The sequence below is a fragment of the Paracoccus sigandri genome, assembly GCF_003709565.1.
GTDB classification, from domain to species: domain Bacteria; phylum Pseudomonadota; class Alphaproteobacteria; order Rhodobacterales; family Rhodobacteraceae; genus Paracoccus; species Paracoccus siganidrum.
This window is the reverse complement of the sequence record NZ_QNRC01000004.1, coordinates 81,956-95,840: the sequence shown is the minus strand read 5'-3', so window position 1 is coordinate 95,840 and position 13,885 is coordinate 81,956. Positions and strand designations below refer to the sequence as shown.

At 66.1% G+C, this 13,885-nt stretch carries 12 protein-coding genes, 1 tRNA gene, 1 other RNA gene and 2 pseudogenes; 9 read left to right on the top strand and 7 right to left on the bottom strand.

All coding sequences use genetic code 11. From position 1 onward, the window contains the following. Positions 1–75: 75 nt before the first annotated feature. The gene (locus C9E82_RS04635) at positions 76–927 is read left to right on the top strand and encodes a prephenate dehydratase (protein WP_240643454.1); all 852 of its coding nucleotides are present in this window, start codon (positions 76–78) and stop codon (positions 925–927) included. A 33-nt stretch (positions 928–960) separates the two neighbouring features. On the opposite strand, the gene C9E82_RS04630 is transcribed toward C9E82_RS04635, so the two are convergent. Beyond that, a complete protein-coding gene (locus tag C9E82_RS04630) occupies positions 961–1,416 on the bottom strand; it encodes an SRPBCC family protein (protein ID WP_119897198.1) in 456 nt (151 codons plus the stop codon). Between the two features lie 316 nt (positions 1,417–1,732). Between C9E82_RS04630 and C9E82_RS04625 the strand changes: the two genes are divergently transcribed. The 8 genes and pseudogenes from C9E82_RS04625 (at position 1,733) to C9E82_RS04590 (ending at position 9,436) form a co-directional block, all read left to right on the top strand. Next, entirely contained in the window at positions 1,733–3,616 is a 1,884-nt protein-coding gene (locus C9E82_RS04625) for a bifunctional 2',3'-cyclic-nucleotide 2'-phosphodiesterase/3'-nucleotidase (RefSeq protein ID WP_119897197.1), read from the top strand. 78 nt (positions 3,617–3,694) lie between these two features. Further along, positions 3,695–3,791, top strand: an RNA gene (gene ffs / locus C9E82_RS04620) — signal recognition particle sRNA small type. A 185-nt stretch (positions 3,792–3,976) separates the two neighbouring features. Further along, positions 3,977–5,758, top strand: coding sequence for a DNA polymerase III subunit gamma/tau (locus C9E82_RS04615; protein WP_119897196.1), 1,782 nt, complete (start codon positions 3,977–3,979; stop codon positions 5,756–5,758). 3 nt (positions 5,759–5,761) lie between these two features. Next, entirely contained in the window at positions 5,762–6,106 is a 345-nt protein-coding gene (locus C9E82_RS04610; protein WP_119897195.1) for a YbaB/EbfC family nucleoid-associated protein, read from the top strand. Between the two features lie 4 nt (positions 6,107–6,110). Continuing rightward, positions 6,111–6,710, top strand: coding sequence for a recombination mediator RecR (gene recR / locus C9E82_RS04605; protein WP_119897194.1), 600 nt, complete (start codon positions 6,111–6,113; stop codon positions 6,708–6,710). 627 nt (positions 6,711–7,337) lie between these two features. After that, positions 7,338–7,411: transfer RNA gene (locus C9E82_RS04600), tRNA-Cys, on the top strand. A gap of 185 nt (positions 7,412–7,596) precedes the next feature. Further along, a pseudogene (locus C9E82_RS04595) lies at positions 7,597–8,534 on the top strand (IS5 family transposase). 200 nt (positions 8,535–8,734) lie between these two features. After that, positions 8,735–9,436 carry a TRAP transporter large permease subunit gene (locus C9E82_RS04590; RefSeq protein ID WP_240643453.1) on the top strand — a complete coding sequence of 234 codons (702 nt, stop codon included), beginning with the start codon at positions 8,735–8,737 and terminating at the stop codon, positions 9,434–9,436. A gap of 251 nt (positions 9,437–9,687) precedes the next feature. On the opposite strand, the gene C9E82_RS04585 is transcribed toward C9E82_RS04590, so the two are convergent. The 6 genes and pseudogenes from C9E82_RS04585 to C9E82_RS25360 form a co-directional block, all read right to left on the bottom strand. Continuing rightward, on the bottom strand, positions 9,688–10,107 hold the full coding sequence (locus C9E82_RS04585) for a hypothetical protein (protein WP_119897192.1): 420 nt from the start codon (positions 10,105–10,107) through the stop codon (positions 9,688–9,690). 74 nt (positions 10,108–10,181) lie between these two features. Then, positions 10,182–11,126: pseudogene (locus C9E82_RS04575) on the bottom strand (transposase family protein). Between the two features lie 57 nt (positions 11,127–11,183). Then, a complete protein-coding gene (locus tag C9E82_RS04570) occupies positions 11,184–11,705 on the bottom strand; it encodes a L,D-transpeptidase family protein (RefSeq protein WP_119897191.1) in 522 nt (173 codons plus the stop codon). A gap of 53 nt (positions 11,706–11,758) precedes the next feature. After that, positions 11,759–12,172, bottom strand: a complete 414-nt coding sequence (locus C9E82_RS04565; protein ID WP_244935995.1) for a DUF411 domain-containing protein — start codon at positions 12,170–12,172, stop codon at positions 11,759–11,761. A 223-nt stretch (positions 12,173–12,395) separates the two neighbouring features. Continuing rightward, entirely contained in the window at positions 12,396–12,839 is a 444-nt protein-coding gene (locus tag C9E82_RS04560; RefSeq protein ID WP_119897189.1) for an SRPBCC family protein, read from the bottom strand. A 42-nt stretch (positions 12,840–12,881) separates the two neighbouring features. Beyond that, the gene (locus C9E82_RS25360; RefSeq protein WP_338068087.1) at positions 12,882–13,631 is read right to left on the bottom strand and encodes a VOC family protein; all 750 of its coding nucleotides are present in this window, start codon (positions 13,629–13,631) and stop codon (positions 12,882–12,884) included. Positions 13,632–13,885: the final 254 nt, after the last annotated feature.

Here is a 13,885-nt window from a genome sequence, read left to right as displayed (position 1 = left end):
ATCCGCTTTCTCTTTCCGGGATCAAGGTATAGTTACCGCCCCGAAGTTCAATTTTGCAGCAACCGGGGTGCCCTCGTGACCACGAACCGCATTGCATTTCAGGGGGAACCCGGCGCCTACAGCCACGAGGCCTGCCGCAAGGCAAGACCTTCGATGGAGGCGCTGCCCTGCCGCACCTTCGAGGACGTGATCGAGGCCGTGCGCAGCCACCAGGCCGACCTGGCCATGCTGCCGGTCGAGAATTCGACCTATGGCCGGGTGGCCGACATCCACCACCTGCTGCCCGAATCCGGCCTGCACATCATCGACGAGGCCTTCGTGCGGGTCCATATCAGCCTGCTGGCCGTGCCCGGCACGCCGCTGTCGCAGGTCCGCGAGGCGATGAGCCACACCGTCCTTCTGGGCCAGTGCCGCGGCTTCCTGCGCCAGCACGGCATCCGCGGCGTCACTGGGGCCGATACCGCCGGATCCGCCAAGGAGGTCGCCGCCCGCGGCAATCCGTCGCTGGCCGCGCTGGCCTCGCCCCTGGCCGGCGAGATCTACGGGCTGGACCGGCTGGCCGACCAGATCGAGGACCGCCAGAACAACACCACCCGCTTCCTGATCATGTCGCGCGAACCCGATTTCGCCCGCCGTTCCGACAACATGCTGACCAGCTTCGTCTTCCGGGTCCGCAACATTCCGGCCGCGCTCTACAAGGCGATGGGCGGCTTCGCGACCAATGGCGTCAACATGACCAAGCTGGAAAGCTACATGGTCGACGGCGTCTTCACCGCGACGCAGTTCTATGCCGATGTGGAGGGCCATCCCGAGGATCCGGCGCTGCAGCGCGCGCTGGAGGAGCTGCGCTATTTCACCTCGATGCTGAACATCCTGGGCACCTATCCCGCCGATCCCCTGCGCGCGACGCAGCAGAACGGCGGCTGACCGGACAGCCGGCGCGGGCGATCACTGCCAGACTTACTGGGCCGGCTGAAGCTCGGCCACGAAGGCGTCGATGCGGCGGGTGAACTTGCGGTCCAGCTGGCCCTTGCCCAGCTTCGCGGTCTGCAGCATCAGCCGCGCCCGCATGTTGCGCGGACGGATCTCGGTCTCGAAGATCAGCCTGGAGCGGTTGCGGCCAAGCGCGACCACGGTCATGTCCACGACGATGTCGAAGCTGTCCGACAGGCCGGACATGGTCAGCCGCTCGGGTCGGTCGAAGCGGACCACTTCCAGCCGCAGTTCGCGCGCGCGGGCCCGCCAGTCGAAACCGATGTTCCAGCCGATGCCGGTCCCCGGCTCCTGCGCGGGATCGATCCGCTGGACCGAGGCGCCGCGACGCATCAGCAGATGCTCGATCTGGTTGAAATCACTGATGCGATCGAAAAGATCGGGCGCGGAGGAATCCGTGTCGCATCGGGTCGAGAATTTCATATGCAGCAACCTGGTAATCGACTTGACAGCCCCCGAGAAACCGGACGCCACGTCATGCTGATAATCCATTCCGGGACAGCTGTTCAACCAGGTGGACAACATTACGCAAAACCTTCACGAACAATATGCCTGTTATGACGGTTCTGTGTTCGATCCGCATCCTGTCCTTTTCGCCAATGTCCTGCCGAGGCCGGAAATCATCGCGAAAATTCAATCGACAGTTGTAACTCGATTCGCCGCTGCCTAGAATGGAGATGTAACGAGTTGCCGGCCGTCGCGCCCGACGGGCCCGGTGTTTTCTGCGGGTGGAGAGGGCATGGCCGACGGTTCCGGCGACAGCGGTTTCTGCCAGGGCGCGGTGGCGCAGGCGGGGCTCTCGCTGCGGATCATGGCCACCACCGACATGCACATGCATGTGCTTCCCTACAACTATCTGACCGACCGGCCCTGCAACCGCACCGGCCTGGCCCGCACCGCCTCGCTGGTGGCGCGGCGCCGCGCGGAAGCGGTCAACAGCCTGCTGCTGGACAATGGCGATTTCCTGCAGGGCAACCCGCTTGGCGATTTCGTGGCCGGCATGGACGGGCTTGCGCGCCAGCCGCATCCGGCGATCGCCTCGATGAATGCGATGGGCTATGACGCGGGCACGCTTGGCAATCACGACTTCAACTTCGGCCTGCCCTTCCTGCGCCGGGTGCTGGCGCAGGCCGCCTTTCCGGTCGTCGCCGCCAATCTGCGGCTGCGGCGCGGCCCCGGCCTGCCCCGCTACGTGATCCTGCGCCGCCAGGTCCTCGACCAGGCGGGCCGCGAGACCGAGCTGCGCATCGGCATCGCCGGCTTCCTGCCGCCGCAGACGGCGGAATGGGACCGCGACCTGTCCGCCCATATCGAATGCGGCGACATCATCGAGGCCGCCCGCGCCGTCCTGCCCGAGATGCGGGCCGATGGCGCGCAGCTGGTCGTCGCGCTGGCCCATAGCGGCATCGGCCCGGCCACGCCCAGCCCGCGGATGGAACATGCCGCGACCGCGCTGGCGGGACTGGAGGGGATCGACGTGGTGATCGCGGGCCACAGCCATCAGGTCTTTCCGGGACCGCAGATCGCGCCCGGCCCCGGCATCGACCCCCTGCGCGGCACGCTGGCGGGCAAGCCCGCGGTCATGGCGGGCTTCGGCGGCTCGCATCTGGGGGTGATCGACCTGGAGCTGCGGCCCGACCCCTCGGGCCCGATGCGGATCGCCGGCTTCTCGGTCAGGGCCGAGCGCGTCTGCGAGGCGTCAGCCCCCGCCCCCGGCGTGGCCGCCCCGGCGCTTCCGGCCCATCGCGCGACCCTGCGCCACTATCGCCGCCGCATCGGCCATGTCGAGGCGCCGCTGCACAGCTTCTTCTCGCTGATCGGAGAGGATCCGGGCCTGAGGCTGGTGAACATGGCGCAGCGCTGGCATGTGCGCCGCCAGCTGCGCGGGACCGCGCTGTCCGCGATGCCGGTGCTGTCGGCAGCGGCCCCGTTCCGGGCGGGCGGGCGCGGCGGGCCCGAACATTACACCGATGTCGCGGCCGGCACGCTGACCCTGCGCAACCTGGCCGATCTCTACCTGTTCCCGAACCGGATCTGCGCCATCTTCCTGACCGGCGCGCAGCTGGCGGAATGGCTGGAACGCTCGGCCAGCATCTTCCGCCAGGTCCGGCCGGGCTGGCGCGACCAGCCACTGATCGACCCGGATTTCCCCGGCTACAATTTCGACGTGATCGACGGCGTGGACTGGCAGGTCGATCTTGCCGCCCCGCCGCGCTATGCCCCGGACGGGCGGCTGGCCAATCCCCATGCCCGTCGCATCGGACAGCTGACGCGCAACGGCCAGCCCGTCCGGCCCGAGGATCGCTTCCTGCTGGCCACGAATTCCTACCGGCTGGCCAGCTGCGGCCTGTTCAGCCCGCTGATCGCGCAGAACCGGGTGGCGCTGAACGACGGGGCGCTGACCCGCGACGTGCTGCGCCACTATGTCCGCCGCCGCCGCAGGCTTGCCGTCGCCTCCTATCGCAACTGGGGGTTCCGGCCGATGCCCGGCACCTCGGTCCTGTTCGAGACCGGCCCCGCCGCCCTGCCCCACCTGGACCATGTCGGCGCCAGCCTGCCCGGCGGGGTCGAATATCTGGGCCTCAGCCGCGAGGGCTTCGCCCGCCTGCGCCTGACGCTGTGACCGCCCGCTCTGACCGCCCGCGCGGAAGGGATCGCGGCCGGGGTTGCATCGCCCGGCTGCCCGCATTATCTAGACGGCGAGAGGTTGGCGCGGGCAGGCGCCTCGCCAACCCGGTCAGGTCCGGAAGGAAGCAGCCGTAACGAGCCCCGCTTGGGTCGTTGTCCAGCCTCTCACCCTTTCCCCTGCCGCGCGGTCAGACCCACAAATGCCTCGCCCGCAGGCATTCGGCGCGGCTTTCCCGGCGATCCCCTGCGCGCCGTTCTGAAGGCCCGATGGGCCCCTGCCCCGAAGACTGCTGTCGCCACCCTGTTGTAGCCCTCTCGGGACACCGCTAATGTGGCGCGGGATGCCGAGGGGAACATGACCGAGCACAAACCCGCATATCAGGTTCTGGCCCGCAAGTACCGGCCCGAGACCTTTGCCGACCTGGTCGGCCAGGACGCGATGGTGCGGACGCTGAAGAACGCCTTCGCCGCCGACCGCATCGCGCAGGCCTTCATCATGACCGGCATCCGCGGCACCGGAAAGACCACCACCGCCCGGATCATCGCCAAGGGCATGAACTGCGTCGGCCCCGACGGCCAGGGCGGCCCCACGACCGAGCCCTGCGGCACCTGCGAACATTGCCTGGCGATCAGCGAGGGCCGCCATGTCGACGTGCTGGAAATGGACGCGGCCTCGCGCACCGGCGTGAACGACATCCGCGAGATCATCGAATCGGTGCATTACCGGGCGGCCTCGGCGCGCTACAAGATCTACATCATCGACGAGGTCCACATGCTGTCGACCAGCGCCTTCAACGCGCTGCTGAAGACGCTGGAGGAACCGCCGCCGCATGTGAAGTTCATCTTCGCCACCACCGAGATCCGCAAGGTGCCGGTCACGGTCCTGTCGCGCTGCCAGCGCTTCGATCTGCGCCGGATCGAGCCCGAGGTGATGATCGCGCTTCTGCGCCGCATCGCCACCGCCGAGGGCGCGCAGATCTCCGACGACGCGCTGGCGCTGATCACCCGCGCAGCCGAGGGATCGGCCCGCGACGCGACCAGCCTCTTGGACCAGTCGATCAGCCACGGGGCGGGCGAAACCTCCGCCGACCAGGTCCGCGCCATGCTGGGCCTTGCCGACCGCGGCCGGGTGATCGACCTGTTCGAGATGATCCTGCGCGGCGATGCGGCCGCCGCCCTGACCGAATTGCAGTCGCAATATGCCGACGGCGCCGATCCGGTCGCGGTGCTGCGCGACCTGGCCGAGATCACGCATTGGATCTCGATTATGAAAATCACGCCGCAAGCGATTGAAGATCCGACGATTTCACCGGACGAACGCACCCGCGGCCAGGCCCTGGCGGACCGGCTGGCGATGCGCGTTCTGACCCGGATGTGGCAGATGCTGCTGAAGGCGCTGGAAGAGGTCTCGGCCGCGCCCAATGCGATGATGGCGGCGGAAATGGCGGTGATCCGGCTGACCCATGTCGCCGACCTGCCCGACCCCGAGGCGCTGATCCGCAAGGTCCAGCAGGCGCAGGCGGCGGGCGATTTCGCCCGCTCGGGCGCGCCCGCCGCCGCCGTGCCGCAGCAGGCGCCCCGCGCCGCGCGCCCTGCCCCTGTGGTCGCGCAATCGGGCGTCGCGCAATCGGGCGCCGCCACCGCGCTGGCCCTGTCGCCCGAGGCCTTCGCCGCCTTCCCCGATTTCGCCTCGGTGGTCGAGATGATCCGCCGCATGGGCGACATGCTGCTGCTGATGCAGGTCGAGCGCCATGTGGCGCTGGTCCGCTACAGCCCCGGCCGGATCGAGTTCGAGCCGCGCGGCAACGCCCCCGCTGATCTGGCGCAGCGCTTGGCCGAAAGGCTGCGCGGCTGGACCGGCGGCCAGCGATGGGCGGTCAGCGTGACGAATTCCGGCGGCGCCCCCACCATCGCCGAGCTCCGCGAGGCCGAAGAGCAGGCCGCCCGCGACCGCGCGATGGAACTGCCCATCGTCCGGCAGGTCTTCGCCGCCTTCCCCCAGGCGAAGCTGACCGCGATCAGCCGCGCGGCACCCGCGATCGAAGCCATTGCCGGGGCAGAGGACGACCCGCATGGCACAACCCAGGGCCCCGTCGCCGAAGTCGAGGAATGGGACCCGTTCGAGGATGAGGACTGACAGATGATCAAGGGCTTGGGCGGTCTTGGCGACATGACCAAGATGATGAAGGCCGCGAAGGAAATGCAGGACCGCATGCAGCAGATGCAGGCCGACCTGGACAAGCTGACCGTCACCGGCGAATCCGGCGCGGGCCTGGTCAAGGTCACCGCCACCGCCAAGGGCGAGCTGACCGCGCTGGAGATCGACCCGTCGATCTTCGTGCCCTCGGAAAAGGAGGTGGTCGAGGACCTGATCCTGGCCGCGATCAAGGACGCGCAGCGCCGCGCGCAGGAAAGGATGCAGTCCGAGATGGCCCGCATTACCCAGGACCTGGGCCTGCCCGCCGACATGAAGCTGCCCTTCTGACCCGATGACCGACGGCAGCGACGACATCCAGGCGCTGATCGCGCTGATGGCGCGGCTGCCCGGCCTCGGGCCGCGCTCGGCCCGGCGCGTCGTGCTGCAGCTGATCCGCAGGCGCGGCGGCCAGATGGCGCAGCTTGCGGCGCTGATGGAGCGCGTGGCGCAGAATTCGCGCGAATGCCTGACCTGCGGCAACATCACCGACCGCGACACCTGCGCGATCTGCACCGACCCGGCCCGCGCCACGGGCGAGATCTGCGTGGTCGAGGACGTGGCCGACCTCTGGGCGCTGGAACGCGCCGGCGCCTTCCGCGGCCGCTATCACGTATTGGGCGGCACGCTCTCGGCGCTGGACGAGATCGGCCCCGAGGACCTGGGCATCCCCGCCCTGATCGACCGCATCGCCCGCGACCGCATTTCCGAGGTGATCCTGGCCCTGAACGCCACCGTCGAGGGCCAGACCACGGCCCATTACATCGCCGACGCGCTGGAAGGCAGCGGCATCGCCATCACCGGCCTTGCCCAGGGCGTGCCCATCGGCGGCGAGCTCGACTATCTCGACGACGGCACCATCAGCGCCGCCCTGCGCGCCCGCCGCCGCATCTGAAACGGGCACGCGCCCTTTCATCTTGGCCCAAATATCCGGTAAGGGGGCGCCCGCTGGTGCGCCACTGGCTTGAGAACCAGCCGGCGACGGAGACGCAAGGAAATCGGGGCTCACCAGGCGGGGCATCTCTCGCCCCTTCATTAAATCCAAGCAACTCACTGTGTTTAATGAATTATTCCTATAGATGTCCGTCGAAAGGCCTCATGCGGATTGGCGCAGGTCGATGACTGGGCTGATGCGCCCGCACACGCTCTGGGACCGGATCATGATCTGGGCCGCGGAAAAAATGCGGCCGGGGGCGGTAAGATCGCGTGAAGACGAAACCCGCGCTCCGCCAATCACCCTTGTAGGTCGCCTTGATAGAGAGCCGCCTTCACGACGATGCAGGACTTGGGCGGCAAGGCCCCAGCCGCAGCGACGCGCCGATCACCGCCGTGACCGAGCGCTCCAGCAAGGCGCTGGTCGCCCACCATACCGGATCGACACGTCAGCGCTCCCGCGCGAAAGAAGCCCAGAGCCTGCGCGATGTGCCGGCGAAACGAGCTGGGGATGAACAGTGAATGTTGAGAAGGCGTGACTTGCGCCCCCGGCGGGAAGCCGCTAAATGACTGTCAGCCTTGGAGCAACGGTGGGTTGGCGGAGAGGTTACGCACCGGATTGCAAATCCGTGAAGACCGGTTCGATTCCGGTACCCACCTCCAAGGATTTCAGTGACTTGCAAGGTTTGTTGCTTTCTGCTCGTACCATGGTTTACACGTCCGTTTACAGCTATGTTCACGCTGCACCCCCTTTCGCGCGGGCCAGCTTGACTAGGCCCTATTGACAAAAGGGCTTCCCCTGTTCCGCTTCGGGTCGTCCTGTGATTCAAGCTCATCTCCAGGTGGGGATGAGCTTGGCACGCAACCTGATATCTGACGATGAGTGGGCCTTCTTCGAGGGCTTCATGCGGGCAGTCCGAAACCCGAACGGGCGCAAGCCGTCCAATCATCCCCTTGTTATGGATGGGATTTTCTGGAGTGAGGCGTGAGCCGCCACCGGTCCGAGGCCGCGCCGAACGCGAACTGGCGCGCCATGGCGTGACCTGCCCGAGGAGTTCGGCAGGTGGTCGTCGGTCTACCGCCAGTTCCGTCGCTGGACCCTCGCGGGGCCGTGGGAGGATATCCTGGATGCGGCTCGAACCATGCGGGATCGCGCCAGACAAGCTCCAGATGGTCGACAGCACCGTGATCCGCGCACATCACCATGCGGCAGGCGCAGTTTGAGGCAAAGAAACGTCCAGTGGACGTTTCGGCCCGAAAACGGGGACTCCGAAAGAGGCTCCTGGCCGTTCGAGAGCGTCCGGTGGGAAAACGATCCGCCGGATCGTTTTCTGGACCACCTTCCACTTCTCGACCAAGATCCATCTCCGCGTCAACGGCGCTGGCCTCCCGATGAGGACCGAGATCACGCCGGGGCAGGATTCCGATTGCACCGGCTATGACCTGGTGATGGCCGACAACCTGCCGCAGCCCGCCGTTCTGGTCGCCGACGGGGTCCATGACTCTGATAAAGTTCGGGAAGATATCGAGAGCCGCAACGCCCTGCCGATGATACCGATGCGCAAGAACAAGGTTCGCAAGGCCGTCGACATGGCCATCTACACGCTGCGGAACATGGTCGAGCGCGTTCGCCCGTTCTCTCGAACCGGTGGCGTTCACGGGCTCACTCAACAAGCTCAAGAACAGCCGGCGGCTGGCAACCCGCCACGATAAAACCGCAGACAGCTTCCTCGGGTTCGTCGATGTGCCCTGCATCAGGCTATGGCTGCGCCATTTGTCAACATGACCTAGAAGCGGCGGAACGGCAGAACTGGATTTCGACCGCGCCGCCGGATGGACTGGGAATTTTCGGACGGTGCGTCCGACAATCATCCAGCATGTCCGAATAAGCGATCTTCCCAAGGATACTTGAAGAAGCAGCGCCCTGTTGTTCCGCGAAAGCCCTGCGAATTTATGGACGCTGCAATCTGTCAGGAAACGGTCGCGGTGCCGCTTTCTGACAAAGTTAGTCCCCCCTACACGGAGAAATGGCGCATCACCCTGCGCACCATCCCCACCTTTTCGCTGCCGGTCATCATCATCGGCGGCATCTATGGCGGGTTCTTCACGCCGATCGTGGCGGCGGCCTTCGCCGTTCTCGCCGCGGTCCTGATCGGCCTCTTCGTCTATCGCGACATGAGCCTGGCGCGGCTGCGCGACAGCACGGTGGCGGCAGCCGAGACCACCGGCTCCATTGTTCTGATCCTGCTGTTTTCCTTCGTGATCGGCCGCATCCTGGTCGCCAAGCGCATCCCGCAGGACCTGACGGAGCTGGTGGCGTCGCTGGTCAGCAATCCGATCGGCGTCATGATCCTGGTGAACATGTTCCTGATCATCGCCGGGGCGCTGATCGACGACATGTCGGTCACCGTGGTGATCGCGCCGCTGCTGCTGACGCTGATGGTGTCGGTCGAGGTGCATCCGGTGCATTTCGCCGCCATCGTCGCCACCTCGATGGTGATCGGCGCGAACAGCCCGCCGATGGCACCGGTGCTGTTCATGGCCTATCGGATCGGGCGCGCTTCGGTCAATCAGGCGGTCGGCCCCGCTCTGCGCATGATGGCCTTCGTCGCCTTGCCGGTGATGGAGCTGACGACCTTCATCCCCGCGCTTTCCTTGGGACTGCCGCGCTGGCTGGGATCGCTGTAGCAGCGATGACCGGAGGAGACACGAGCACGAGCTATCGAATTGTAGGCAGTCCGCATGATGAGCTGCAATAAGGAATCCCTGGGATCCTACTGGTTGGACCGGGGCATGCTCGTCTCGGCTGTGGCGGTCACAGATACAAAGAAACAGATGGTAACGGCGGGCAGCCGGGCGGCTGGCACCCGGTGTCGACTTGACGAAATTGCAGCGAAGGAACGGCCAGCCGTCGGCAAGTCGTTGTCTTTCGGCTCCGCTCAGACCGTCATGGCGCGCGCAATGTAGGACGCGATCATCAGGTCCAGATGCGCGCCGCCACCGTTCTTGAAGACGGTGATCTCGACCGGCGGCTGCCGGCGCCGGGTGTCGCGGCGCACTAGGTCGTAGAGATTGCCCAACACGCTTTCCACCGTGATTGCGCCCGAGGCGACAGGTATCATCAACTCGCCCATATGGCCGAGCGTGGTCTCGCGGCTGTCCACAAACAGCGCCGTCTTGGCCATCAGCGCATCGTCGACCTTGAAGGCGCCAATCAGGTCGACACGGGTGCCGGGCCGGACCCAATCGCTGATGATGACCGGCTGCCACGCCATGGTGGCCAAGGAGACGATGTCGGCCTGTCCGGGCGCGTCTTGCAGATGGGGCACCGTTCCCAGTTCGGCTTTGACGCCGGACATGCCGACGACCAGCTCCCGCGCTTGTTCCGGGCGGTGCTACCAGTTCGAGACGCGCTCGATTCCCGACCGGCGGGCTAGTTGTTCAGTCCCGGCATCTGGTGGATCGGATTGACGATGAATCCGTCTGGCTCTGAAGTCCAGATCTTGCAGATGTATTCGTGGGGCGTATGGCCATTGAGCGTCTTGAGGACGGTGAGGGTGGCGACCCGGCCGACCCTGTGTTTGCTATGGGAGAGACCACTTCTTGACGGCGGAGCCCGCTCGGGCGAACATCTCAAGGGTATCCGGTCGCTCGGATGCCCCGCGATCTGACGCCTCAAGCGGCGATTTGCTCCTGACATAGGACGTTGTCGGTCAGCACCTTGTGGAGTCGGTAAGGAACTGCGGCAACGAGGTCGCGCAGGAACTGGGCTGCAGCCATCTCGCCGGCCTTCTGGACAAGGCGTACAAAGACGAACTTGCTGGTTCTATCAATCGCTACAAAGAGATACAGCTTGCCTTCGGCGGTCTGCATTTCAGCGACATCAGTATGGAACTGAGGCCTGGCCCGCCATCGGTTCGAGGGCAAGGCCGAAACCTATGGGGTAGCGCTTGAAGCGCTGCCGTTTCGGCTTTTCGCCCTCGACGTCAGGCAGGCGCGATATCCCATGTCGTTGAAGACCGCGATGCAAGGCCGAACGCGTCAGATGGGGAATCGACGGTTGCAGGGCATAAAGGCAAGCGAAGCGCCGTCCAGCGGCAGCAGCGTGTGGCGCCTGAACGCCACGACCACCGCTTCTTCCTCCGCACTCAGTGTCGTGGAGCGCGGCTCCTTCGGCCCGGTTTTCGGGTCTTCGACCGTCGCCCGCTTGCGCCACTTCGCCACCGTCTTCGGGTTGATGCCCAGCTCTCGGCTCAGCGTCGCGAGCGAAGCGTGCAATCATCCGGGCCTGCCCTTGAACCGATGGCGGGCAAGCCCTCATTATTGCAGCTCGGATGGCGTGCGTGGTCGTGGCGCTTCCGTGACGAGCTTGTCCCATTGGGCATCCTTACATTCCTGAGAAAGGATCGCACCATCAAACCATGGGATCAAACAGCTAGGGATAGATCATCACCGGCACGCCGGGCCGCAGCATCGCATAGATGTCCTCAATCTCCTCGTCGGTGACGGTGATGCATCCCGCCGTCCAGTCGCGGTTCTTCGGCGCCAGCCGGTTGCCCTCGGGGCCGCGGCCGTGGAACATGATGTCGCCCCCCGGATGCCGGCCGAACTGCGCCGCATAGGCCTTGTCGCGCTCGTTGGGATAGGAGATACCGACCGACAGGTGATAGCGGCTGCGCGGATTGAAGCGGTCGACGTAATACAGCCCCTCGGGCGTCTTGCCGTCGCCGTCGAACTGCTTGTGCCCGACCGGCTGGTTGCCCAGGCCGAAATCGTAGGATTTCAGCACCGTCCGCCCGCTGAGCAGATGCATCCTGCGCTGGCCCTTGTAGACGACGATCTGCGTGACCGGCGGGCCGGAATAGGTCTTGAACTGCGGGCGGGGCTGCGGCGTGCCGCAGGCCGCCAGGACGGCAAGCAGCGACAGGGAAAGCTGGCGTCGGGTCGGGTGGAACATCCGCGTCGGATTCCTTCTTGCTGGGCTGACAGGGAAGATCGGCGAAATCGTCGTCAGGCGGCCGGATAGCTGCTGAAGACCTGGCTGCGGCCATCCTTGCCGACCAGCAGCACGTCATAGGCCTCGCGTTCGCTTTCGGGACCCATCCCCGGACTGCCCCAGGGCATCCCCGGCACCGCAAGCCCCGCGGCATCGGGCCGTTCGCGCAGCAACCGGCGAAGGTCGGCGGCGGGCACATGGCCCTCGACGAAGTAACCGGCAAGCTGGCCGGTATGGCAGGATTGATAGGCCTCGGGCACGCCCAGTTCCGCCTTGTGCCGGCTCAGATCAGCGCCGGCGCGCTTTTCGGTCGTGACCCGGAAACCCTCGCGGCGCAGATAGGCCGTCCATTCCGCGCAGCAATCGCAGCCGCTGCCCTCGACCACATGGATCGAGGGCGCCTCCTGCGCGAGCAGGCGCCCCGGCATCGCCAGGCATCCGGCGGCAATCAGCAGGTTCCGTCGCGTCGTTCGGGGCATCGATCATCGTCCTTCATCCGGTCGCGCCCGTTTTTTCGGCAGGCGCTGCTTGTTGCAACGGATGATAGCGGATAACCCGACCCGAGGTCGAAACACGAATGCGCTGGCACGGGCTTCCGGCGCCGCCATTTCGGCGAAATGGCGCCGATGTCCCCGCATCCGGCCAGGGCGGCTAGGGCTTGATCTCGGGCTGAACCAGAAGCGCGAGCTTGCGCAGTGATTCCTGCCAGCCCAGATAGCAGGCCTCGCGCGGGATCTGGTCCGGGATGCCCCGCTGCTCGATGCTGATCTCGGTGCCGACGGAGACGGCAGCCAGATCCACCGTGACCGTCATCTCTCCGGGCAGGTTCGGAGCGTCGAACCTGTCGGTATAGACCAAGCGCCTGCCTGGCACGAGTTCCAGATAGGTGCCGCCGAAGGAATGGCTGTCGCCGGTGGTGAAGTTCCGAAACGACATCCTGTGCCCGCCGCCGGTCCTGGCCTCCAACTCGTGGACGGTGCAGAGAAAGCCGTAAGGCGGCAGCCAGCTTGCCACCGCGTCAGGTTCGAGGAAGGCGCGATAGACCTTTTCCGGGCTGGCGGTCAGAACGCGGTGCAATGTCACGGTGCTGGGCATGGTCGTTTCCTTTCGCTGCGCATGGTCGGAAAAATCCCTAGTCTATGCCGATGCGGCCACCGCGGCCTCCAGCGCGGCGATGTCGATCTTCCTCATCGTCATCATCGCCTCCATGGCGCGGCTGGCCTTGTCGCGATCCGTGCCGGTGGTCAGTTCCATCAGCCGCCGGGGCGTGATCTGCCAGGAATGGCCCCAGCGATCCTTGCACCAGCCGCAATTGCTCTCCTGGCCGCCATTGCCGAGGATCGCGTCCCAATAGCGGTCGGTCTCCTCCTGGTCCTCGGTCAGCACCATGAAGCTGACGGCTTCGTTCGGCGTGAAGGCGGGACCGCCGTTCAGGCCCAGGAACGGCCGCCCCAGCAGGGTGAATTCGACGGTCAGCTCATCGCCCGTCTTGCCGCCGGGATAGTCCGAGGGCGCGGCATTCACGCGGTCGACACGGCTGTCGGGGAAGGTGGCGGCATAGAACCGGGCCGCCTTGCCGGCTTGGCCGTGGTCGAACCACAGGCAGGTCACGAGGTTGGTCATCTTCGTTCTCCTTCTGTCAGACTTGTGATGCCCGGCCGGGGGCGCGAACAGCAGTTCGACATGGCGGCGCAGGTGGTCGAGACTGTCGCGGTCGGCCCCGCCATTCCCGGCGGCCGGGGTCCAGCCCGCCCCGGTCCCGCGCGCCGCCATCGCCGCCATCGCCGCCATCGCCGCCATCGCCGCCATCGCCGCCATCGCCGCTCCGATGACATCCCCCCGCGGCGACCGGAAGCCTGGTCCGGGCGTCGCCGCGATCTGGATCATGTTTGGTCGGTCCCGGCATGGGCCTATCATACCGACCAGTCGGTATTTATGTCAAGTGCCACCTGAACGGCCCGCGACCGGGCAGAGGATCAGCCGCGGAATGTTGCCGATGGGCGGGGCGTCCCCTTCCCCGTCATGGTTCATCGACTCGCAGGTGGGGGTGGGCATGGCTGGGACACTTCGCTGGCTTGGAGCCGGATCGCGTGCCCCGGCCGCGGGCAGGTGCCATTGGGTATTTGTGCAACGAAGAAACG